At 70.7% G+C, this 22,182-nt stretch carries 17 protein-coding genes and 2 pseudogenes; 10 read left to right on the forward strand and 9 right to left on the reverse strand.

Annotation, left to right across the window (positions count from 1 at the left end; translation table 11 throughout):
* Positions 1–187: 187 nt before the first annotated feature.
* The 5 genes from C2L58_RS45500 to C2L58_RS45520 all read left to right on the forward strand — a co-directional run bounded on the left by C2L58_RS45500 (position 188) and on the right by C2L58_RS45520 (position 3,865).
* Positions 188–598, forward strand: coding sequence for a DUF1707 SHOCT-like domain-containing protein (locus tag C2L58_RS45500; protein ID WP_103343831.1), 411 nt, complete (start codon positions 188–190; stop codon positions 596–598).
* Positions 599–638: 40 nt separating this feature from the next.
* Entirely contained in the window at positions 639–1,019 is a 381-nt protein-coding gene (locus tag C2L58_RS45505; RefSeq protein ID WP_103343832.1) for a BlaI/MecI/CopY family transcriptional regulator, read from the forward strand.
* A 6-nt stretch (positions 1,020–1,025) separates the two neighbouring features.
* The gene (locus C2L58_RS45510; protein ID WP_103343833.1) at positions 1,026–2,024 is read left to right on the forward strand and encodes a M56 family metallopeptidase; all 999 of its coding nucleotides are present in this window, start codon (positions 1,026–1,028) and stop codon (positions 2,022–2,024) included.
* Between the two features lie 96 nt (positions 2,025–2,120).
* The gene (locus C2L58_RS45515) at positions 2,121–3,170 is read left to right on the forward strand and encodes a hypothetical protein (RefSeq protein ID WP_103343834.1); all 1,050 of its coding nucleotides are present in this window, start codon (positions 2,121–2,123) and stop codon (positions 3,168–3,170) included.
* On the forward strand, positions 3,167–3,865 hold the full coding sequence (locus C2L58_RS45520; RefSeq protein ID WP_103343835.1) for a polysaccharide deacetylase family protein: 699 nt from the start codon (positions 3,167–3,169) through the stop codon (positions 3,863–3,865). The genes C2L58_RS45515 and C2L58_RS45520 overlap by 4 nt, the downstream gene beginning before the upstream one ends.
* Before the next feature lie 23 nt (positions 3,866–3,888).
* Here the strand turns inward: C2L58_RS45520 and C2L58_RS45525 are convergent, their stop codons facing one another.
* Positions 3,889–4,662, reverse strand: a complete 774-nt coding sequence (locus C2L58_RS45525) for a hypothetical protein (protein ID WP_103343836.1) — start codon at positions 4,660–4,662, stop codon at positions 3,889–3,891.
* Positions 4,659–4,964 (reverse strand): PadR family transcriptional regulator, encoded by a 306-nt coding sequence (locus C2L58_RS45530; protein WP_103343837.1) that lies wholly within the window; start codon positions 4,962–4,964, stop codon positions 4,659–4,661. The genes C2L58_RS45525 and C2L58_RS45530 overlap by 4 nt, the downstream gene beginning before the upstream one ends.
* On the opposite strand from C2L58_RS45530, the pseudogene C2L58_RS51145 reads away from it, so the two are divergent.
* Positions 4,894–5,493: pseudogene (locus C2L58_RS51145) on the forward strand (hypothetical protein); the annotation flags it as partial. The gene C2L58_RS45530 and the pseudogene C2L58_RS51145 overlap by 71 nt on opposite strands.
* A 102-nt stretch (positions 5,494–5,595) precedes the next feature.
* Here C2L58_RS51145 and C2L58_RS51150 read toward each other — a convergent pair.
* Entirely contained in the window at positions 5,596–5,787 is a 192-nt protein-coding gene (locus tag C2L58_RS51150) for a hypothetical protein (protein WP_233226299.1), read from the reverse strand.
* An 18-nt stretch (positions 5,788–5,805) separates the two neighbouring features.
* Here C2L58_RS51150 and C2L58_RS51665 point away from each other — a divergent pair.
* Positions 5,806–5,865: pseudogene (locus tag C2L58_RS51665) on the forward strand (hypothetical protein); the annotation flags it as partial.
* A gap of 239 nt (positions 5,866–6,104) precedes the next feature.
* Here C2L58_RS51665 and C2L58_RS51160 read toward each other — a convergent pair.
* From C2L58_RS51160 to C2L58_RS45565, 6 genes are read right to left on the reverse strand one after another with little or no spacing between them, the layout of a single operon-like run.
* On the reverse strand, positions 6,105–8,039 hold the full coding sequence (locus tag C2L58_RS51160) for a copper resistance CopC/CopD family protein (RefSeq protein ID WP_103343838.1): 1,935 nt from the start codon (positions 8,037–8,039) through the stop codon (positions 6,105–6,107).
* Between the two features lies 1 nt (position 8,040).
* Positions 8,041–8,496, reverse strand: a complete 456-nt coding sequence (locus tag C2L58_RS45545; protein WP_103343839.1) for a hypothetical protein — start codon at positions 8,494–8,496, stop codon at positions 8,041–8,043.
* A gap of 29 nt (positions 8,497–8,525) precedes the next feature.
* Positions 8,526–11,516, reverse strand: a complete 2,991-nt coding sequence (locus tag C2L58_RS45550) for a multicopper oxidase domain-containing protein (RefSeq protein ID WP_158264255.1) — start codon at positions 11,514–11,516, stop codon at positions 8,526–8,528.
* Positions 11,517–11,545: 29 nt separating this feature from the next.
* A complete protein-coding gene (locus C2L58_RS45555; RefSeq protein ID WP_103343841.1) occupies positions 11,546–12,844 on the reverse strand; it encodes a multicopper oxidase domain-containing protein in 1,299 nt (432 codons plus the stop codon).
* Between the two features lie 14 nt (positions 12,845–12,858).
* A complete protein-coding gene (locus tag C2L58_RS45560) occupies positions 12,859–14,121 on the reverse strand; it encodes a multicopper oxidase domain-containing protein (RefSeq protein WP_103343842.1) in 1,263 nt (420 codons plus the stop codon).
* Complete coding sequence (locus tag C2L58_RS45565; protein WP_103343843.1) at positions 14,118–19,238, reverse strand: SdrD B-like domain-containing protein; 5,121 nt, start codon at positions 19,236–19,238, stop codon at positions 14,118–14,120. Before C2L58_RS45565 ends, C2L58_RS45560 begins: the two co-directional genes overlap by 4 nt.
* 258 nt (positions 19,239–19,496) lie before the next feature.
* Here C2L58_RS45565 and C2L58_RS45570 point away from each other — a divergent pair, with 258 nt between their 5' ends.
* From C2L58_RS45570 to C2L58_RS45580, 3 genes are all read left to right on the forward strand, one after another.
* Positions 19,497–20,171, forward strand: coding sequence for a response regulator transcription factor (locus tag C2L58_RS45570; protein ID WP_103343844.1), 675 nt, complete (start codon positions 19,497–19,499; stop codon positions 20,169–20,171).
* A 52-nt stretch (positions 20,172–20,223) separates the two neighbouring features.
* Positions 20,224–21,315, forward strand: coding sequence for a sensor histidine kinase (locus C2L58_RS45575; protein WP_158264256.1), 1,092 nt, complete (start codon positions 20,224–20,226; stop codon positions 21,313–21,315).
* A gap of 249 nt (positions 21,316–21,564) precedes the next feature.
* Positions 21,565–21,849 carry a hypothetical protein gene (locus tag C2L58_RS45580; RefSeq protein WP_103343846.1) on the forward strand — a complete coding sequence of 95 codons (285 nt, stop codon included), beginning with the start codon at positions 21,565–21,567 and terminating at the stop codon, positions 21,847–21,849.
* Positions 21,850–22,182 lie beyond the last annotated feature (333 nt).

Consider the following 22,182-nt stretch of genomic DNA (forward strand, 5'->3'; position numbering starts at 1 on the left):
ACCCGCCGGCATCTCCATAAACAGCGACCAAGCGCAGATCTCAATCAGCGGCCAGGGCGTCCAGAACGACAGGGCAGCCACTCCTCAGAAGCCACCACACAAGGCAAGGACCGATCAGCCACACCCCATCGCCCCGGGCATCCAGAACAACCCGTCCTGAACACCAACAATCTTATGGAGGAGGCCGATGAACGAACCGGCAATCCGGTGCTCCGACGCCGAACGCGAGCAGACCCGCTCCCGGCTGTACACGGCGGCCGGCGAGGGACGGCTGTCCATGGCGGAAGTCGAGGAACGCCTGGCCACGCTGGAAACAACGCGCTACCGGCACGAACTCGGCGCGCTCATCGCAGACCTGCCTGCTGAGTCACCCGAAGCACACGATGGGTGGCGGCCGATCCTCGGTGCGGTGCGCCGGCAGCTCACCGCTGACATCGCGACGTTGCTCAACCGCAGTAGCGCGCCGGACGCGCGACGACGCGTCGTGATCGCGGTGGCCCTCCTGGCCGCGCTGCTGATGTCCGCGATGGTCTTGGTGGCGGCGTTCCACGGTTTCGGCGGAGAGGGGTTCGAGCACCACGAACTCGGTCACGACTGAGCTGACCTCCGCCGATACGACAACGGTGTAGATTTGCAGCATGCGGAACCGGCGGAAGGACGCCATGCGACGAGCCCCCGGCACTCTCGAGGCCGAGGTGCTCACGGTGCTGTGGAGCGCGGAGGAGCCACTCACCCCCGCCGACGTCCAGGCACGGCTCGAAGACGACCTGGCCTACACGACCGTGGTCACCATCCTCACCCGCTTGCACGACAAGGGCGTGGCCACGCGCGAGAAGCATGGCCGTTCCTTCCGCTACCACGCGATCGACGACGAAGCGGGGCTCGCGGCCCGGAAGATGACCAAGGTCCTGGACGGGGAGCCCGATCGCGGGAGTGTGCTGGCCCGGTTCGTCACCCAGCTGTCCGAGACGGATGAAGCGGTCCTGCGCGCACTGCTGCGCGGCGAGGCCGGGAGCTGACCGACTGTGGACGCCGACCTGCTGGTCCCACTGCTGCTGCCGCTGATGGCGTGGCCGTTGTCGCGGTTCGTGGCCCCCAAGCTCCCACCCCGGATGGCCGGCTGGCTGCTCGCCGGTAGCAGTGTCGTCCTCGCCGCGGGCAGCACCGCCGCGCTGCTGCTCGTCGCCTTCGCGGGGCTCGTCCTGGTCCCGGCGGTGGCGGACGCCGGGCATTGGTCCCCCGACGCGCTGCGGAGCCTCGAGGCCGTGAGTGCGCCCGTCTCGATCGGTGCCGGCGTCGTGCTGGCGGTGCTGGGTGTCCGGCTGGTCCGCACCGCCATCCGCTACCTGAGCTGGGCACGGCGGGTCTCGCGGGAACTGGACGAGCACAGCCCGGACGGCGGCGTGGTGATCCTGGCGGGCGCGGAACCGGTCGCGTTCTCCGCACCCGGCCGGGGTGGCCGGATCGCGGTCTCCAGCGGCATGCTGGCCGCACTGACCGCGAAGGAACGCTGCGCCCTGCTCGCCCACGAGCGCGCCCACCTGGCCCTGCGTCACCACCGGTTCCTGATCGCCGTGACGCTGTCCTCGGCGCTCAACCCCCTGCTGCGGCCCCTCGGCACAGCGGCCGGCTTCGCCCTCGAACGCTGGGCCGACGAGACCGCGGCCGCACGCGTCGGGGACCGCGGCCTGGTCGCCCGGGCCGTCGCGAAGGCCGCTTTGGCCGGCCACGCACCGCATGGCGGGTTCGCCCTGGCCGCCACCGGAGGCCCCGTTCCGCGCCGGGTGTCCGCGCTGCTGGCGGCACCGGCGACCACCGGCCCGCTGGCGATCATGGGGAGCGCCTTGGTGCTCGGCTTGACCGTCTTGTCGGCGCAATCCGCCCTCGACGGCGCGGCCGACCTGCACGACGGCATCGAGATCGCCCAGGCGGCGGCTCCGGGACAGGACCTGCTCTCTCTGCGGGCCCACCACGACCGGCACCACGGCTCCGCCGTCCGTGCGTCGGTGTTCCACTCCCGCTGATCAGCTCCCGGCGACAAACCGGCTACCGCAGCTCACCGCGCTTTGATCTACTAATGTGTAGAACTTCTACATTATTGTCGTAGAACGGAGTGGGTCATGGCGCGGATCGCGATCGTCTCGGCGCGCATCGGGGCCGGCCACGACGGAGCCGCCTCGGCCCTCGCCGACCGGCTGACCGGCCACGACGTCGAGATCCTCGACTTCCTCGACCTGTTGCCCCGCTCCCTCGGCCGCCGGCTGTGCGACCTGTACCACCGCCAGCTCGAGGCGGCTCCGCGCAGTTGGGACTGGACGCTGAGCGCGCTCGACATCCCCTGGGTCGCCCGGCTCGCCGTCCGGGCCGCCGGGCTCGCCTGTCCACGCCTGAAGGAGGCCTTGGGCTCGGACACCGCCCTGGCCGTGTCGACCTACCCGCTGGCCACCCACGCACTGGCGGCCCTGCGCACCCGCGGCGTGCTGACGGCGCCGTTCGCGGTGTACCTGACCGACCCGTCGGTGCACCGGTTGTGCGTCAACGCCGCCGCCGACCTGCACATCGCTCCGAACGCGGACGCCGCGGTCCAGGCCGCCGGCCTCGGCGCCCGGTCCGTGGCGGCCGCCGCTCCCCTGGTCGCACCGCGGTTCCACCCCCCGAGCGTCATCGAGCGCTCCCGGGCCCGAGACGCCTACGGCCTGCCGCCGACCGGACAGCTGGCCCTCGTGATCGCCGGCTCCTGGGGAGTCGGGCAGGTGCGCGAGACGGCCGACGACGTGGCGGCGTCCGGAGTAGCCACGCCGGTCGTGGTCTGCGGCCGCAACGACGCCTTGCGCGAACAGCTGCGCGCCGCCGGGCATCCGCACGTGTTCGGCTGGATCGACGACATGCCCCGGTTGATGCACGCCGTCGACACCGTCGTCCAGAACGCCGGCGGCCTCACGACGTCGGAAGCGCTCGCGTCCGGGCTGCCGGTCCTGACCTACCGCTGCCTGCCCGGCCACGGCCGAGCCAATGCCACGGTGCTCGACCGGATCGGGCTCGTACCGTGGATCCTCAACCGTCGCGACCTTTCCGCTGCCCTGTCCGCCGCCAGGCCGGGCATTGCCGAGACGGTGCTGCCCGCCGAGGATCCAGTGCCGCTGCTGGAGAAACTCCTGGAGACCGCGTGAAGCTCGTCCTGCCCCTCGCCGCCCTCGCGCTCGCCCACGCGGGCCCGGCCGCGGCGTTCCTGCCCGGCCCGCGCCGGGCGCTCCTGCCCGGGCTCGCCGGCACGACGGTGCCGGGGCGGATCGCCCTGACCTTCGACGACGGTCCCGCGACGGATTCCACTCCGCAGTTCCTCCGCGTGCTCGCCGAGCACGACGTCCACGCCACCTTCTTCGTGCTCGGCACCGAAGCCCGGAAAGTGCCGGGGCTGATCGCGGAGATCGCCGCAGCCGGCCACGAAATCGGCGTGCACGGCTGGGACCACCGATGCCTGCTACGCAAGACCCCAGCCCGCACCCACCGCGAGCTCCGAGCCACCCGCGACCTGGTCGAGCGCCTGACCGGCACGCGACCACGCTGGTTCCGCGCGCCCTACGGCGTCTTCAGCACCGGGTCACTCGTCAGCGCACGAGCTCTCGGCCTCCGACCGATCCTGTGGAGCACGTGGGGGTTCGACTGGACCGAAGGCTGCACCCCTGACTCCATCCACCGGCGGGTCAGCTGCAACCTCGGCACCGGCGGGACGATTCTGTTGCACGACAGCGACGTCACGACCGGCAACGGCGCCTGGCGCGCCACCCTCGGCGCCCTACCCGCCATCCTCGCCGAATGCCGCGGCCGCGGGCTTCGCATCGGCGCGCTCGGCCATGCCGACTGACCGATAGTCCGGTGGCGCGGCGATCACTCCGACCGGATGTCTTGCGTTCGGCCAGGTGGGATGTGCCGCAGGTCGCTTCCGACTACGAGGACCGCCGTCGCGAGGAAGGCGAAACCGGACGAGAGGAGCACGGATTCGGGTCTCAGCTCCTCGATGGCCTGTACTGCCGCGAGCGCCAAGCCGCTCCCGACCAGCAGTGACGCAACGTGCAGCCGACGTGCGCCGGGCATGACGGCGACTTCACCGACGCGCGCGGTGAGCAAGCACAACCGGATGCCGGCGAAGCCGAGCGTCGACCAGTAGCAACCGACCAGCAGGATGTCGGTAGTACCGGCGGGATGGTCGGCCAAGCCGCTGCGGGCGATGAGGAAGATGGCGGCAAATGCGGATGCGGGCGCGGCGAGAACACGAACCGCGATAACAGCCAGGCGCGCGAATTCACTGCGCCGCAAAGGTGGCAGGGGCGCGGCGAGCACCAGGCCGACGAGGATCAGCGCGAGCCAGACCTCGGCCGTCGGGTGACTGGTGTCGGTTTCCAGCGACGTGGGGCCGGTCGCGCGCAGCAGCAACCCAGCCGTCGTGGTGATGTCGACGAGTGCGGTGACCACCACCCGGCCGGTCTCTCCGGTGGTCGTTTCCGGCCAGTCGCTCGGCCGTAGCCACAGCCTGACGGCTCCGACGGCCGTGTCGAACCAGGAGCGGGGCCCGGCCTGTTCCGCTTCGCGCGCAATTTCGGCGCCCCAGCGCCGGCGGATCGCGGGCGGATAAAGGCGGACCAGCTGTGCCGCGACGCTCATGCCTGAGCACCTCCCAGCGCGCGCAAGCCAGCCTGGGCGACTCGGCTCATCTCTTCCAGTTCCGCACGCAAGGCGTCCCGCCCGGCCGAGGTGATGCGGACCGTGCGCTGCCTGTCCTCAGCCTGCCCAGCGGTGGGTTCGATCAGCTGCCGCGCTTCCAGCCGGGCGAGAGCGCCGTACAGGCTGCCCGGCCCGAGCCGGGCGCCGGTCAAATGCTCGATCGCGGCGTTGATGGCATACCCGTGCAACGGCCCGCCCGCCAACGCGGTCAACACCAGCATCTGGGCGTCCTTGCTGTGCACGATTCCCTCCACACTGCCGATCGGACCCCAGACTACTACTCGACGCGTACTACGCGCCGTGTACTATCCCGGCGTGGACGAAGTCACTCCGCGAAACCGGATTCGGCGTCCGTGGCGGCGTCGTGTGATCACGATCCTGCTCGCGCTTGTGGTCGCCGGCGGCGGCTACGTCGGGTATGTCGCGATTCGGTCGGCGCAGCCGGTCAGCCTGCCCAGTCCGACCGGACCGCACCCCGTTGGGCGGAGCATCGTCGAATGGACCGACCACGACCGCGCGGACCCGCTCGCTCCCCAGCCCGAACGACGGCGAACGCTGTCGGTTTGGCTGTGGTACCCCGCCTTGCCCGGTCCCGGCGCGCCACCGGCGCCCTACACCCCCGGCGCGTGGAATGGGTTGCACTTCGGTGGGCTGCCCGGGCTGGGTGAAACCGACTTCGACGTCGTCGACGACCACGCTTTCGCCGACGCCCCGGTCGCCGCGGGCCGCTTCCCCCTCGTGGTCCTGGCGCCCGGCATGGGCTTCTCGGCACCGCAATACACGACGCTGGCGGTGAACCTGGCCAGCCACGGGTACGTCGTCGCCGCTTTCACCCCCACTTACAGCGCCAATCTCACTGTCCTCAACGGACAGTCATTGGCCGCCAACAAGGCCGGCAACCCACCCGAGCTCGGCGCCGACCGGCAAGCCCGATCCCAAGGCGACCGGCTGGTCGGCATCTGGGCAGCCGACGCCCGCTTCGTCGCCACCCAAGCCGCCGCACTGGACAGCGGTGGACGATTCGGCGGACACGTCGACAGCACCGCGATCGTCTACCTCGGTCACTCCTTCGGTGGTGCCACGGCCTTGGAAGCCTGTAGTGCCGACCCGCGGTGCGCAGGAGCAGTCGACCTCGACGGCACCCCGTTCGGCACCGTCGTCCACTCCGGACTGTCCAAACCGCTGATGCTCATCGTCAGCCAAGGTTCCTGCATCACCGGAACCTGCCACCCGGCGAACCCCGCCGACCAAGACGCCTTCGACGCCGCCCACACCTGCTGGCCGCCACGACCGGGCCGACCTGGTGCTACCAGATCGACGGCGCCGAACACTTCAACTTCAGCGACTACGGCACCTACTACCTCGCCGCACCGCTGCGAATCTCACTCGCCCTCGGCACGATCGACGGCCCCGCCGCGCTCACCACCACCGGCGCGTACGTCACGGCGTTCGCCGACCACGTCACCCGCAAGCACCCGGAGCCGCTGCTCACGAGTCAGGCTCCCCACCCCCAGGTCACTGTTCTGCGCATGCCGTCCTGAGGATTCCGACGGTCGAGGTCGCCGACGCCGTATCAGCAACGCAGCGGCGATCCCGGCCGCCAGGGCGGCCACGGCGAGCCAACCGGTGACCGGAGTCAGCGAGTTGAACGACACCCGCGGCGCACGCGAAACCTGGACGCCCGGGACCAGGGTCGGGGTGTAGTCGTGGGCGGCGGGCTGGAGTCCCGGACGGGCGACGATGGCTGTGATCTGCCATGTCCCGGCTTGCTCCAGGTCGACGGCCGCCAAGTAGGTCCCAGTTTCCGCTGGTGTGGCGGCGATGATCCGCAAGCTTCCGTCCGGACCGCGCAGCCCGAACGTCACCGACTGGATCGGCGCAGGCGCGGGCCGGCGAGTGTCGAACACCCCGGCCGTGAGGAAGTTCCTGCCCGGAATGCCCGGCTGCACGGTAAGGGTTTCGACCAGGTCGTCGGCCTGTGCGGAAGCGGTAAGCCCTTCGGGTGCCGCAGGCGGACGCCATTGCGGTCCCGCGGCCTGGTGGGTCGACACCAGCCCGGCGGTCACGGCGAACACTCCGGCGAGCATCGCGCCCTCGATGCGGACGAGCCGGCCAGCCGGGCGCCCACGGCGCCGGTGGAGCACCACCGTGGTCGCCAAGCCGGTGAGGGCGGCGAACGCCACTAGGGAGGCTTTCACGAGCATCGTGCGGCCGTAGGTGGAGAACAGCAGGGCGTCGACGGACGCGATCCGGTTGCTGGCCAGCAGCAGACCCGTCGCCGTGAGCACGGTCAGCGCTGCGAGCGCGACGAAGCCGAAGTGCCGCAGAAGGATTCGTGCGGCACGCCGGGACAGCCCGGTCCGCGAACCGGGCAGCGCGACGGCCGACGCGAGGACCGTGCCGCCCCAAACCACCGCGGCGAGCACGTGCCCGCTGTCGGTGGCCAGCCACAGCGGACCGGACGCCGCCAGGTGTCCTTGCCACGCAGTAGCGACTGCCACCGCCGTCGCCAGGACCGCGGGCAGCACCCGCACCGGCCGGCCGCTCCTGAGCAGCCAGACTGCCGTCACGGCCAAGGCGGCCAGCAATCCTTCGCGGATCAGCCACGGCGTTCCGCCTGAACTCCCCGCAACGAGCGACCACGCCGTCGCCAACGGGTTGCCGCCGAGCTGCGCGGCCCGCACGACCAGCACTACTGCCCCGGCCACCGCGGCGAACACCGCGGAACCCGTCGCGAACCTCAACAGGCGACGCCGAGCCGCGCTCGCCCACCGCCGGTCGACCCGGACCCGGACCAGCAACGCCGCGAGGACCATGGCCCCGGTCCAGCCCGCGAAGCCGAGGTACAGCGCCCACTGCGCGGCCACCTCCCCCGATGCGGGCAGCGGATCCGCCGGTGCGCCGACCGTCGCGGGCGCGACCGGCCGGTCCACGCCGAACACCAGCGTGCCCGCGGTCGGGTGCAGGTCGTCGCTCGAGACGGTCGCCCAGCCCAGCCGATACGTTCCGGCAGGCAGCGGTGGCAGCGGGATCGTCAGCGTCGCCGGCTGTTCCGGTCCTGCCGCGGTGAGAGCCGGCGTGCCGGTCGCCACCGCCCGGCCGGTGTCGTCCCGCAGCGTCACCTTCGTCGCTGCCGCCTCGACCGGCTCGGTGAGGTGCAGTTCCACGTGAGCCGGCGCGGTGCGGACCGAGCTGCCGTCGGCGGGCACGCTCCAGCCGAGCTCGGCGTGGGCCTCGGCAGGCCCGGCCAGCAGGGTCGAGGTGCCCAGCAGGGCGAGCAGCGTGCCGCCGACCGCGGCCATGGACCGGGCGCGCACGTCAGCGCACCGGGACGTGCTGGAGCTTCGAACCGCCCGCCTCGATGGAGAGCGTTTCGCCGCTGCGGATCGCGTGGGCGTTGTTCAGGTAGAGGATGTAGTAGGTCTGGCCGGGCCGCAGCTCATGGCCCTGTTTCATGAGGGCGGCCCGGTAGACGTCGCCCTGACGCCGCTCGCTGTGCAGCACCGGCGGGTGGTGGACGTCGTTCTGGAACCGGCTGGCCTTCTGCGAGTCCAGCACCGTGTAGCGCAGCTCGACGATGCCGCCGTCGGCCACCACCGCGGCCTGCTGCACCCGGATGCCCAGGCTGCCCTCCATCTTCGAGTCGGACGGCACCGTATACGGCTTGCCCGCGTCGGCCGGGGCCTGGGCCGCCCACAGCAGCGATCCGGCCGCCGCGGCGACCGCGGCCGCCACGGCCGCGCGCCGCACTCCCCGTGCCCGCATCTTGCGCATCTTGTGCTCCTAAAGGGACGGCTGCCAGATCAGGGCAGGGTGTAGCGGGTCGAGAGGACGGCGTCGAAGGATGCGGCACCGGTGGTCCCGCCGCCTCCGCCGGACAGGCCGAGCCACAGCGTTTCGAGGCGGACGGTGCCGGTGTTGAACCCGGTCAGCCGCTGGACGGCGGACCCGACGGTGAGCGACTCGGTCGCCGAGGTGCCGGCCGCCCAGTCGACCCGGAGGGTGTTCGTGCCGCTCGTGAGGTTCTGCCAGGCGGTGTAGCTGACCGCGCCCGTGTTGCGCCTGGCGCCGAGCCGCACCTGTGGGGTCCCGCCGGACTTGCGGTACTGCACGACGAAGAGTTGCTGTCCGGTGCCGGACAGGCCCGCGGCCAGGGTGACCATGCCGGTCCCGGTGGCCAAGGTGTCCGGCCGGAACTGGAACTGCAGGTGGTAGGTGCTTTCGTTGAGCGGAGCCGAGTCGGTGAGGTAGGCCGGGGTCGCCCCGCCCGCCGTCGCCTGGAGGCCGTAGCCGCCGGTCAACGCCGATCCTGGCGTCACCGCAACCGGGCCGGTGGCGGCCGTCCACGACCGGGTGGTCCCGCTTTCGAAGCCGTCGGTGAACACCGTGTTGCTCAGCTGCGACACGGTGAACTGAACGGTCGTCACCGCACCCCAGTTGCCGGCCGCGTCGCGGGCACGCAGCGACAGCGTGTGCTGCCCGAGCCCGAACCCACCCGGCGCGAGGTCGCCGCGCAACGACGCGGTCAGCGGGCCGGTACCGGTCACCGCCATCGGCCGGCCGAGCCCCTTGCCGGGGTCGGTCCCTTCGAACCACTCGGCGCCCGTCACGGCGGTCAGCGCGTCGGTGGCCGTGGCAGTGACCGTGAGCGCGGTTGTCGTCCGCACGACGGTGGACGGTGCCACGGCGGCCGCGGTGACGGCCGGGCCGCCGCGGTCGAGCACCAGCGGCACCGGGGCCAGGGTGCCCCAGTTGCCGGCCGCGTCGCGGGCGTGGACGTAGACCTGGTGCAGCCCGTCGGCCATCCCCGTCAGCTGGCTCAGCGGGAGCAGACCGTAGGTGGACTCGGAGGTGCTGTCGAACGCGCCGTCCGCGGCGACGAACACGAAGCCGCTGCCGGGCGTGCCCGCCGGGTTGTCGACGAATCCTTCGGCCGCGGTGATCGCGGAGCTGACGCCGCCGGACGGCGGGTCGGTGAACGCTCCGGCGATCTTGATCGCCGTGGAATCGACGGTCGAGCCCGCGGTCCCGTTGTTCGGGCTGGGTTCGGCGATACCGCTCACCAGCGTCGGAGCGGTGCGGTCGAGGGTGAAGGTCAGGCTCTGCGCCGGACCCCACAGGCCGAATGAGTCGTGGCTGTGGACGAGGACCGTGACCGGTCCTTCCGGCAGGCCCGTGAGCGCGGTCGCCGGGATGGTCGCGCTTTCCGCGGCGACTGACGCGGGGTTGAGCGTCAGGGCGGTGCCGGTGCCGTCCGGGCCGGCGGCGCCGAGGAAGTACTCGGCCCGGTCGATGGAGCCGCCCAGGAGGGTGTCGTCGCCGGTGGCGCGCAGGATGACCCCGGCCGTGCCGTTGCCCCGTTCGGGGCTGAGCGAACCGGCCGTGGTGACCGGGCCGGACGCGCTGACCGTGAGCACGAACGAGTTCACGACGCCCCAGTTGCCCGCGCTGTCCTGGGCGCGGACGTACACCAGGTGCTTGCCGGTGGTGAGCGGCGGGCTCAGCGTGGTCAGGTTCAGCTGGGCGGTCGCACCGGTCACGGCCCGGCCGCCGAAGGCGCCGGTGAAGGGCGTGCCGGTGCCGACCGCGATCGACGGGTCGTCGATGACGTACTCGGCGCGGGTCACGTTCGATCCGCCGTTGGCCACGTCGCTGAAGTCCGCGCGGACGGTGACAGTCTGCAGCGCGGTCGCCGCGGCCGGGGTGCCGGACAGGTTGCTGCTCACCGGTCCGGCGATGTCGGTGCTCGACGGGGCGGCGCCGGTGTCGAGGAAGGTCATCATGCCGCCGAAGGCCACGGCGTTCGTGGTGCCGACGCGGTGGCCGGCGGTGTCGAGCCGGCCGGCGGTCTCGTAGACGGCGAACTTCGCGCCGTCCTCCGGGCCGGGCACGGTGACCAGCATGTCCTCGGTGCTGCCGGCGTTGATGCTGTCGGACACCCGGGCGCGCGGGTTCTCCGACGGGCGGGCGTCCGTGGCGAGCACGGTCTCCTCGGTCCCGGTCACGCCCATCGCGTGGGCGAGCACACCGGCGTTGACGTAACGCACCAGCGCGCGGCGGCCCGGCGCGGTGGCGATCGGATCGGTCTCGGGGTAGGCCTTGCCGTTGAGCAGACGGTAGGCGGGCCGGAAGGCCCGCAGGTCGTAGTTCAGCGGGTCGGCGTTGAACGCGGGATCCACTTCCGACAACACGAGCACGGCCTCGTCGTCGAATCCGGTCGCGAGCGTGCCATACGCGGTCGCCGGATCGGCCGGCCGGACGACGAGAGCGCCGTAGACGCCCATCGCGGTCTGCCGGGCGCCGTCCGGGGTGTGGCCGGCCTCGTACAGGAACGTGCCCGGCCGCGAGGCGGTGAACGTGTAGGTCTTCGCCGCGCCCGGGGCCGCGCCGGTCCGGTCGTCGGGTCCGGTCAGCATCCCGGGCACCGCCAGGCTCAGCGCGTTCGGCAATCCGTTGTGGACGGTGACGCCGACGACCGCGCCTTGCGGGACCACGAGCACCGGGCCCGGGGTGGTCGCCGGGGCCGCCGCCGTGGCGGCCAGCCCCCAGATCGGGATGGCCGTGCTGGACACCGTGAGGGTGCCAGGCTTGGCGTACAGGTCGCACGTCGCCGCGCCGGCCACGACCGTGCAGCCGCTGCCGGTTACCGGCCCCTGCGGCAGAGCAGCCGGCGCTGGTGCCGCCGCCGGAGCCGGGGCGGCGAGTGCCGGAGCCGGGAGCGCGGTGGTCACCGCGGCCACGAGGGCACCGGCGGCGAGGGACGCCAGGAGGCGCCGCAGTCCGTTCGTGCGCATCGGGATGCCGTCCTTTCGGCCTGCGGTGGTCATGAGCCCGGGCACCCGGCGGGCGGGTCGATGCGCACGAGCGTCATCATGCCGCCGAAGCTGGCGCCGAAGTTGGTGGCCTGTTCCAGTGCGTGGCTGTGGGCGACCATGTAGTACTCGCCGCACTGGTTGTTCTGCACCACGCCGGCCGGGAGCTCACCCGGAGTCCCGCCGAGGTAGGGGTTCTCGCTGAACCACGTCTCGGTGCCGGGACCGACGATCTGGTCCTGCAGCTGCGGGAGCGGCACGGGGATCGGGTTGCTCGCCGGGTCCCAGTGCTCGGCGTCGACCCACTGGTCGAGCACGTCGACGCTCTGGCCGGGCCCGACGTCGACGAGGAACTTGTCGTAGGAGGCGTCGCTGCCGCCCGCGCCCTCGGCGGGCTGGCCGTCCTGGTTGACCACGCGCTGGTCGTTGCCGTGCGGGTGGAACGGGTAGTTGACCGAGCCGGCGTCGAGGTACCGGACCAGCGCGGGCCGGCTGTTCGGGTCGCCGGGGACGAACGGCCGGATGTGCACCAGCGCCCCGTACGGCTGGCTGGGCAGCCACGCCGCGTTGTCCGGCGCGATCGTGTCCGGCATGCTGCGCCCGTTGATGAAGAAGTAGCGCGCCCTGGTCTTGGTGACGTCATAAGGGCGCCTGCGTTCCACCGCCAGGTGCAGATCCGGGTCTACTTCGGACAGGACGTAGACGTACTCGCGGTTCAGGTCGAACACCGAGTCGCCGCGGCCGTTGACGTGGTCGGGCACACCTGGTGGCCGGACGACCACAGCCCCGTACAGCCCCATCTCCCGCTGGAGCGCGACGTCGGTACCGGACTCGTAGAGGTAGGTTCCGGGCGTGCCCGCGGTGAACGTGTACGTGACACTGCCACCTGGTGCGGCCGGGTCGGTCATCGAGGTGAGCAGCCCGGTGCCGTCGAACCGCGGCTGCGCCGGCCGCCCGTCGGCTCGGACGTGCTGCTGGCCGGGGAAGACGATCGACGTCGGCTCGGCGAGCGAGTTGTGCAGCACGACGGTCACCTGCACGCCCGCGTCGACGCACAGGGTCGGCCCGGGCAGCTGGAAGCCGCGGGTGCTCGGCGCGAAGCTCCACATGAAGATCGAGTTGCCGTCCGGAGTCGACACGTACCCGGACTTCGCGTCGAGCGAGAACGTGTTGGCGGAGTTCGCTTCGCACGGGAGACGACGGGAACCGTCGTTCACGGCACCCGAGGACGCCGGCGCGGCGAGGACGCCCGCGGTGGTGAGCAGGACGACCGCTGCGGTCACGAACGTCCGGCGGTGCTTGCGGATCATGGCTGCGCTCCCGCTCACGTGTTGGGGGTGGTCTGGGGCGGCAGGGTGCCGCGCGGGCTGACCCGGATCTCGGTCATCTGTCCGCCGTAGCCGCCGCCACCGCCGTTGTCGAGGTAGGCGTAGTTGCGGTCGTACAGCAGGTAGGTGCCCGGGCCGGGAGCGGTGAACAGGACGTCCCGGCTCTCCCCCGGACCGACTTCGACGCTGTTGCCGGTCAGGTAGTGCTTGCTCCCGTCCCGCCCGGCCAGCAGCGCCGCGTCCTTCGCGACGAGAGTCAGGTCGATGCCGTCGGCGGTCAGCGTGTGGTTCTGGTAGCCGAGGTTCGCCACCCGCAGCAACACGCGGTCGCCTTCGTTCGCGGTGATCAGCGAGCTGTTGGGCTGGTACTGGAGCCGGCCGGCCGCGGTGGACGTCGGGTTGCCGTTGGGCGCCAGCGTGTCCGGGTAGCAGCGGCCGTTGAGGGCCCAGAAACTCGGGGCGAAGTCGGTCCAGTCCGTCGTCTGGATGTGCGCGTCGCGGTAGTGCGCCTCCGACCAGATCTCGGTCATCATGAAGCCGAACTCCCGCGTGTAGCGCGTCGAACCGTCTCCGTCGTTGTAGGCGTACTTCGTGCCCGGCGGGTCACCCGCAACCGGATGCCCGTTCTGCGCGGGGCGCACGAACACCAGCCCGGTCATGCCCATCTGCACGTGCTCGACGTCCTCGAAGTGGCAGTGGTACATGTACGTGCCGGCGTCGTGCGGTCGGTAGAAGTAGGTGAAGTCGCGCCCGATCGGCACCGAGATCGACAGCTCGGGGACGCCGTCGAACAGCGGGATCGCGTTCTGGAACCCGTGCCAGTGCACGGTGTGGCCGTCGGTGAGGTCCGGCCGCTGGGACAGGCCGAGGTTGGTCAACGTGATCTTGATGTCGGTGCCCTCGTCGAAGCCCATGAGCGGGCCGGAGATCTGGGCGTGCCCCCGCTGGGCCTTGACGGTGGCGTCGTCCATCCCCGTCACGTCCCGGAAACCGAAGACGTAGAGGTCGAACGGCGCCGGGGCCAGCGAGTCAGGCCAGAAGGGCGCGTTGGCCCGGGCACCCGCCGGCATCGACACCCACCCGTCCGTGGCGGCCAGGTGCAAGCTCGTCGTCGGCGCGGTAGCCGCCGCGGTCACCCGCACGGCGGGCTGGACGGACCGCCCAGGCCAGCGGGCGGCGGCCACCGCGGCCAGTGCCCCGGCCCCGCCGCCGAGCAGCGCGCGGCGGGTCAGGATGCGCTTCTTCTCCGGTGTGGTCACTGCGCCCTCCTGGCGGTACCGAGCAGCGGGAACTCGTCGGCGCCGGCGTCCGGGGCGAGGAAGAATCGCGAGTCGCCGTCGTAGTCGAGGGTCGGGGCGAGCACGAGGCCGCCGTTGTAGGTGCGGGCGAAAGTGCCCGCCGCGTTCGCCGGGGAGCCGGCGCCCGCCAGGTGGTAGTCGCCCTGCAGCTGCGGTGCGACGTTCTGCGCCACGATCACCGCTTCGCGGAACGACGGGAACGTGCGCGAGGTGAGGATCGTCGCCGACACGTCGAACGGCGCGCGGACCTGCGGGTCGAGCCCGATCTTGTTCGTCGCGCTCGGCGTGACGCCCGGGTCGTACTGCTGCAGCAGCGAGTTCGTCGGCGTGAGCGCCACGCCCGCGTCGGCCGAGCCCATGTCCCAGTGCCGGACCGGGTCACCCGCGGGTGCCTGCGGCGAGGCGATCCCCGCCACGTACAGCCCGTTCCACGTGCCGGCGCGGTTGTCGAAGAACACGTTGTTGAACAGCAGTGGGTTGCTGAACTTCGGCGCGTTCGCCGGGAGCGTGGCCTGCAACGGTGCGCTGTTGAGCGTCGTCGACAGGCCGGCCGGGGCCGGTTGCCCCGTGCTGGTGATCGCGGTGGCCGTGGTGACGTTCTTCATCACGGTGTTGTTCACGATCCGGACGTTGGTGGCGTCGTCGAGCGCGATGCCGCCGCCTTCGTGGGTGGAGATGTTGTCGGTGATCAGGTTGTTCACGATGGACACCGCCGCCGTGCCGGCCTGCAGCAGGCGGATGCCGCCACCGTCGTCATTGGCCAGGTTGTCCTGCACCAGGTTTTCGTGGACCGCCACCGGGCCGGAGCCTGCGGACGGCCGGTTCGGGTTCGACGGCAGCTCACCGGCGAGCATGATCCCGCCCGCCTCGTCGTAGGACTGGTTGAACCACAACCGGTTGTGGCCGATGTCGCCGCCGCGGCCGAGACCGTAGTGGCTGATCCCGCCGCCGTACTCGGCGGAGAAGTTGCCGCACAGGTCGTTGTGGTCGATCGAGTAGTTGTCGGTGCCGTCGAACAGCCCGACGCCGCCGGCGAGGTTCGTACCGCCGTTGTCGCGGATCTGGTTGTGCGAGACGACCAGGCCACTGTTGTGGATCGTGGTGTTGTACGGGGTGCCGACGCGGATGCCGCCGCCGTAGGACCCGCCGTTGCCGGAAATGACGTTGTCGGTCAGCTGCAGGTTGTTCACCGCGGCGTGGACGTACACGCCACCGCCCTGCGTGATCGCCGCCCCCGGCGCTCCAGCGGGCGTCTTGGTGCCGCCGTAGACGTCGTTGATGTTGGTGGCGAAGTCGGCTTGGGCACCGCCGGTGATGGTGAAGCCGTCGATCGCCGAGCCGGTGTTGCCGCCGCGGAGCGGGCTGAGGACGGTGACCACCGCGGAGTCCGGTACGGCCGCCGGGCCCTGGTACTGCAGGCCGCCGACGAGGGCGAACCACGCCGCGCCCGCGGGCAGGTCGGGATTGAACCCGAGTCCGTTGAGCACGGAGCCGCGCACGTAGCTGCCGTCCGGGCGGAACCCGCCCGGGCCGACGCCCTGCAGCTTCACCGAGGAGTGCACGACGATGTTCTCGTAGTAGGCACCCTGCGGGTTGTCCTGGCCCTGGGGTCCGGGCCAGACGACGACCAGTTGCTGACCAACGCCCCGCGCCGCCGCTTCGAGCGCGGCTTGGACCGTGGTGAACCCCGTGCCCGGCGGTGGCGCCGTGGGCGCGTTGACCTGGAGGACGCGCGGGTTGTAGCCGGTGCCGAGCAGGTGGAGGCCGATGCCGTTGACCGTGGTCTGGCCGTCGGCCTTGCGGACCGACACCTGGACCGGGCCCGCGGCTTGGGCCGCCGGGATGGTTGCGGTGATGGCGGTGTCCGACCAGCTGGTCGTCGCCAGGTTGACCGTGGTGCCGTTGGGCCGTGTGAGGACGACTTGGCCGGTGCCCTTGGTGGTCCCGAACCCGAGGCCCGAGAGCGTGAGCGCGCGGTTGGCGTCGTTCTGGCGCACGAACGGGCGGCTCACCGAGAAGATCTGCGGTGCGCTGTCCGGCGGGGTGCAGGCGACCGGGTTGACCTGGGTCGATCCGGGTGCCACCGCGACATTCGCCACCTGGGTGGGTGCGGTGTCTGTGACGGTGTACAGGCCGGGCCAGGCTTGGAAGTTCGTCGCGATCGTGCGGAAGCGGGAGTTGTAGCTCTTGTTGACGTGTCCCGGCTGGCCGGGGTCGTTGCCGACGAACCGGTACATGTTCGGGCACGGTCCGGCCGGCAGCGGGCAGTTGTAGGTCGACGTCGACGGCTCGAGCGCTTCGTAGAAGCCGTTGAAGTCGGTGTCGACGGTGTCCACGAGCCGGCCGCTGAAGTCGTAGATGCCCATCGGCACGTTCGGCAGGCCGGCGGCTTCGCCGAACTCGACCGAGCGCTTGTCGTAGGACAGCGCGAGGTCGTTGATCGTCAGGCCCCAGAAGTGCGTGGGCAGCGGGACGGTCGTGAAGAGGTTGAAGTTCGGCGCCGTCGACTGTCCACCCCGGACGGTGACGAGCTTCTGGTCGCACAGCGGCTTCTGCTGGCCCTCGAACGGGCTGCCGCCGCCGTCGACATAGGCCTGGTCGGTGACGTGCACGGTGTGGTTCGCCCCGGCGCAGGGGGCGACGATGCCGTTGCCCTGCGACGGTGGCGCACCCGGGTCCGGCTGCGGCTGCGCCGGGTTCGGCTGGTCGCCGGACTGCTCGGGTGACGGCGGGAAGTTCTCCTGCGGCAGGTAGCCGTCGCCGTCGAAGATGTTGACGTCCTCCTCGCGCGTGACCTGGTACATCGGCTTGCCGCCGACCGGGTTCTGCGGGATGTCGACCGAGACGAGGTAGTCGTCCGGTGGCAGCGTCTGCTCGTCGTAGCCCGCGGCGGCGAGGTCGGCGTACAGCGCGAGGTCGTGCGCAGGCGCGGGGTTCTGCGGGTCGCCCGGCGGGTAGAGGTTGAGCTTCGAGGAGGTGAAGCCGTAGTTGCCGTTCACGGTCTGCCCGAAGTTCCCCGGTGTGGTGTCGCTGGGCTGGACCTGCACGCCCTGCAGCGGAGCCTCCACACAGGACGGCGGGTCGACGTCGGGCAGCGCGACGGCCTGCTGGTCGGTGAGTACCGAGCCGTCGTACTTCCGTGGGACGCACCCGGCCGGCTGTTGCCAGGTCTCCGAGGTGTAGGTGTCGGCCAGCTCGGGGCCGCGGGCGATCGAGCCGTCGGCGTTCTTCACCGGGTCGCCGTTCGCGTCGCGCTGTACGGCGTAGAGGTGTACCGGGACGTTCGGGATGCCCGGCTGATAGGTCTCGGTCACCGCGTAGCGCGGGTCGAGCTCGTTGCGGGTCGTGTCGTAGGTGACGGTGCCGACGATGCCGCCGTTGTCCGCGCCGGTGTAGGGCTGCACGCCCCAGTCGACCCGGCCGTGCAGGCCGATGATCGGCAGAACGCTGACGTCGACCGCGGCACCCAGCAGCGTGGTGGCGGTCGGCTGGTTGTCGGCCTGGTAGGTGATGCCGGTGGTCTTATAGCGGGTGTTGAACGCCTCGAGCACGAGGAACTTGCTCAGCGGGTAACCCTCCGGAATCGAGTAGTGCCCCTGCGCGTCGGTGGTCACGGTGTTGATGCCCTGGTCCATCACCGAGTTGTCGCGTTCCTTGAGCGCGACCGGGAACTGCGGCACACCGGCCTCGCCGGGGTCCTGCCGGCCGTTGGTGTTCGCGTCGACGAAGATCGTGCCGGTGAACCCGGTGTGCCACCCGACCAGCCCCTTCTGACCGGTGTCGACGGTCTGCCCGTTGTTCACGGTCACGTTGAAGCTGTCGAGGATGAGGTCCTGCGGGTAGTCCCACAGCGTGAGCTGGTAGTCACCGTCCGGCACATTCTTGATGTCGAAGGCACCGTTGCTGCCCGCACGCGCCATGTAGACCATCTGGTCGCCCGCGCCGAGCGCGGACAACGCCACGAACGGCTTGTCGACCGGCCCACGAACGCTCGCGCCGGCCACTCCGGCGTTGGGCACGGTGACACCGCTGGTGCCGCCGACATAGGTGTCGATCTGCACGGCGACGCCCTTGACCTCACCGGACGGTCCGGCGGGCAGCGCCTTCGGCCGCACGAACCCGAAGTCGACCGCGGGTACGGGTTCGGCGCCGATCGTCTGCTCGGTGTCGAAGCCGGTGTCGCCTTCCTGGGTCCAGATGTCCCAGTCGTGCGCGCCTTCCAGGGTGGTGGTCTGCGCCCAGTCGGTTCCGGTCGGCGGGACGATCTGGGCGGCGTAGCGGTCCGGTCCCATGTTGGGGATGACGACGTCGCCGTTCGCGTCGCTGACGCACTTGCCGATCGACGACGGGTCGATCTGCGGCTTACCGTCCGTGAACACGATCTGTCCGGCGGGGTGGGTGGCGTCCGGCGCGGAGTGCACGTACTTGGTGCACAACGGGTTGCCGTAGTAGTCGGTGGAGACCTCACCGAGCACGTCGGACAGGTGCGCGGTAAACCCCGCCAGCCCGTGTTCCGCGCCGACCTCGTAGGTGCCGTCGACCGGCACGGAGTCGTCGAACACGCGCACCCGCACGGTGCCCAGCGGCAGCGGGTAGGGCTGCATCTCGACGGTGACCCGCTGTGTGCCACCGTCCACCGAGAAGTGAGCACCGTCGATCTTGTAGCCGTCGGCGGTGACCGAGATCAGGTACCGGCCGGGCGGGAGGTCCGGCAAGGCCTTGCCGTCGTTGAGATCGGTCTCGTCGCCTTGGGCGATGATCGGCACCGCACCGGCCGTGGACCGCACCGACGGCCACTGGCAGCCGGTCGCGAACCCGGCCGAGCCACCGGCCCGCGCGGGCAGGCAGTGCTGGGTGGTGTCGTGCGGGTTCCCGACGTCCTCACCGGCGATCAGCCAGTGGTAGGCCGTCACTGCGTCGCCTTTGCGGATCTGCCCCGGAGCAGTCCCGACCGTGCGTGCACTTTGGACGTGCAGGGTGATCGCTCCCGGCTGGGCCGCGTGGGCGGCGGGAGTACCCGCCCCGATCACGACGGGGACGAAGAACGCGATGGCGGTGAGGGCTGCGATCAGAGCCACCGCGCACCGGAATGTTGTTCGAGGCATGAGTTTCCTCCCCGATCGGGACCGGTCCAGCGCCGATCCTGCGGTCGGCGGAGCTCGGCGCCGCATCAGATGACAGAGCCGTCATCCGGTTGTCACGGCCGCGGCCGGGATGTTCGAATCGTTACCGGCACACGTAACGGTTACGCCCGAACGGGCGACATCGCCAAGGAAAAGCGAACGTCCGTTTCGGGCGGCGTCCGCTGGTACGGCCGTCCGGCGAATGGAACGAGCATGAGCCGACTCCTGGTGATCGACGACGAAGAAGGCGTACGCGGACTTCTTTTGCGCGCCTTGCAATCAGCCGGCTACACAGTGGACCAAGCCGGCAGCGCGACGGCCGGGCTCACCGCAGCGGTGGGCGGCGATTACGACCTGGTCGTGCTCGACCTGATGCTGCCGGATCGTCCCGGTTCCGAGGTGTTGGCGGAAATTCTCGCCCGGCGGCCGGGGGCGAAGATCCTCGTGCTGTCGGCGGTTCCGGAAATCGGCACACGCGTTCAGGTGCTCGACGCCGGAGCTCTCGACTTCCTGCCCAAGCCGTTCGTCATCGCCGAACTCCTCGCGCGGGTCCGGGCGCGGCTACGGACGCCCGGCTCGGCCGCGCCAGGCAACTCGCGTTTCCTCCAGGTCGGCGACCTGCGCCTCGACACCCAGCGCCGCACGGTGTCGATCGGCGGCCAGCAGACGATGCTGTCGCACCGGGAGTTCTTGTTGCTGAACCACCTCATGCAACGCGCCGACGAGGTGTGCAGCCGAGACGAACTGCTCGCGGACGTCTGGGGCTACCAGTTCGACCCGGGCAGCAACGTGGTCGACGTCTACGTGCGCCGGCTCCGGTCCAAACTAGACGGTCTTCGCCGGATCGAGACGGTGCGCAATGTGGGTTACTGCCTCTCCGCGAGCTAGGCGAGCCATCCTGGCTGGCTGGGTCGTCTTCGCCGCGATCAACCTCTGGCTGATGTGGGCGTTCCCCGGCGCCGAAACGATCCCGTTCCACTTCGTGTGGATCAGCATCGCCATCGTGTTCGGGGTCAACTACTGGCCGCTGAGCGGAATGCTGACCGTTCTCGGGTTCGTGACGGCATCGACCGGCGCGATCCTCTGGCATCACGCTATGGCCGGCGACATCGGCCTCGAGGAAACCAGCGAGATCCCACTGATGGCCGCCGTCTTCCTGGTCATGGTGTGGCACGTTCGCGGACGGCAGGCCGCGCTGGCGAAAGCCGAACAGGCGGCCGCCACCGAGCACCGCCGCGCCGAAACCCAGGATCTCTTCGTCCGGCTCGGCTCCCACGAGATGAAGACCTCGTTGACGATCGCCCGCGGCTACGTCGAGCTGATCCGCGCGGCGCACGAGAATCACCAGACCGAGCAGGACGCCGGCATCGTGCTCGACGAACTGACGAAGCTGGAGAAGATGACGGCGGGTCTGACGACGCTCATGCAGCTGAACTCCCCCGCCGACCGCAGCCCGGTCGACCTCGACGCGTTCGCGGCTCGGACCGTACGACGGTGGGAGGCGGTGGCCGAGCGCGACTGGCGCGTGGACTGCGCAGTCGGTGTGGTGCTGACGAACGAAGAACGCCTTCAGGCCGCACTCGACAGCCTGATCGAGAACGCGGTCGCCTTCACCCGTGACGGCGAGCTGATCGCCGTCACGACCCGGGTGGAAAGCGGGCGCGTCTTCCTCGAAGTCACCGACTCAGGACGCGGCATCTGTCCGGAAGACCAACAGCACATCTTCACCCCGCGGTGGTCTCATCGGGACGGCGACCGCAGCAGCGGGCTCGGCCTGACCATCGTCCGCACGGCGGTGGAAAACCTCGGCGGGACCATCTCCGTCGCCAGCGAGCCAGGCGTCGGCACCACGTTCCGGATGCGCTTGCCGAGCAGGCCGCAGAGCCGCTCGATCCTCCTTCCGGCACCGCAGCGGCCCCGGACGCAGCTCCAGGACGACCCGCCGGCCGGACAGCCCCGAAGCGACCGGCGAGCCCGTCGCGGCAGCTCGAGCCGCCTTCGCCGCGGCGACCGTGCCACTCAGCAGTCGTGACTTCGGCAATCTGGTCCCGTTGGCCTGGGGTCACGCTCCGCTCTCCCTGTTGCTACTGACAGCGCTCTTCCCCAAGCAGTCGTCACTCACACGAGTGGTCGAACGATTTCGGAGCGCCGAACTTTGCGCAGAACGTAACTTGATCAACGGCGGCAGCGACCGAAAGAGGGAGGACCTACTGACACAACGTCATGCCGTGGCGGCGGTTGAGACGAGGGACGACCGCCCGCGGCAGCGCGGAGGACCCAGATGAGCGCATTTCAGCCGTTGTTCGGCATGTCGGCCTACCAGCCGCGGCACGCCCGCACACGCCTGAGATGGCCCGTGCTGGCGCTACCGGCCACGGCGGCCGCGATCGCCGTCGCCGACACTCCAGCGGGGATCGTCGTCATCAGCGTGGCCGCCGCAGTTGTCGCGGTGGTGGCCACGATCCGGTGGCGGTGGACGCTGGCTGCCGCGAAGGTCGAGGAGATCGTGGCGGCCGAGCTCACCACCGGGGCGAACTCGGCTGACGCCGGCCCGCCAGACCGCTGAGCCGGGCCGCGAAGGTCAGCAACGAAGTCGTTCGAGGGCTGAGGACGGGCGCCGGTCAAGTCTCACCACAGCGCACCATGGCCGGCAAAGGGACACTCGGTCTGAGGCTGGGGCCATCTCCAGCGGTATCAAAGAGTTGACGGCCGACCTGGTCGAGAGCGGTGGCGCCGCGTTCTACGATCAGCACACCCCTGCGACCAGCCCGACACCGACAGCCATCCGTTTGGTGAGGGCGGGTCTGCCCAGACTTCGGTTGACACCGGGCTGACGGTTTCTCAGGCCGCTGACGCGGTCGTGTAGATAGTCTCAAACTCGACTGGGGTGAGCTTGCCC

Source organism: Amycolatopsis sp. CA-126428 (assembly GCF_002904335.1).
Classification (GTDB): domain Bacteria; phylum Actinomycetota; class Actinomycetes; order Mycobacteriales; family Pseudonocardiaceae; genus Amycolatopsis.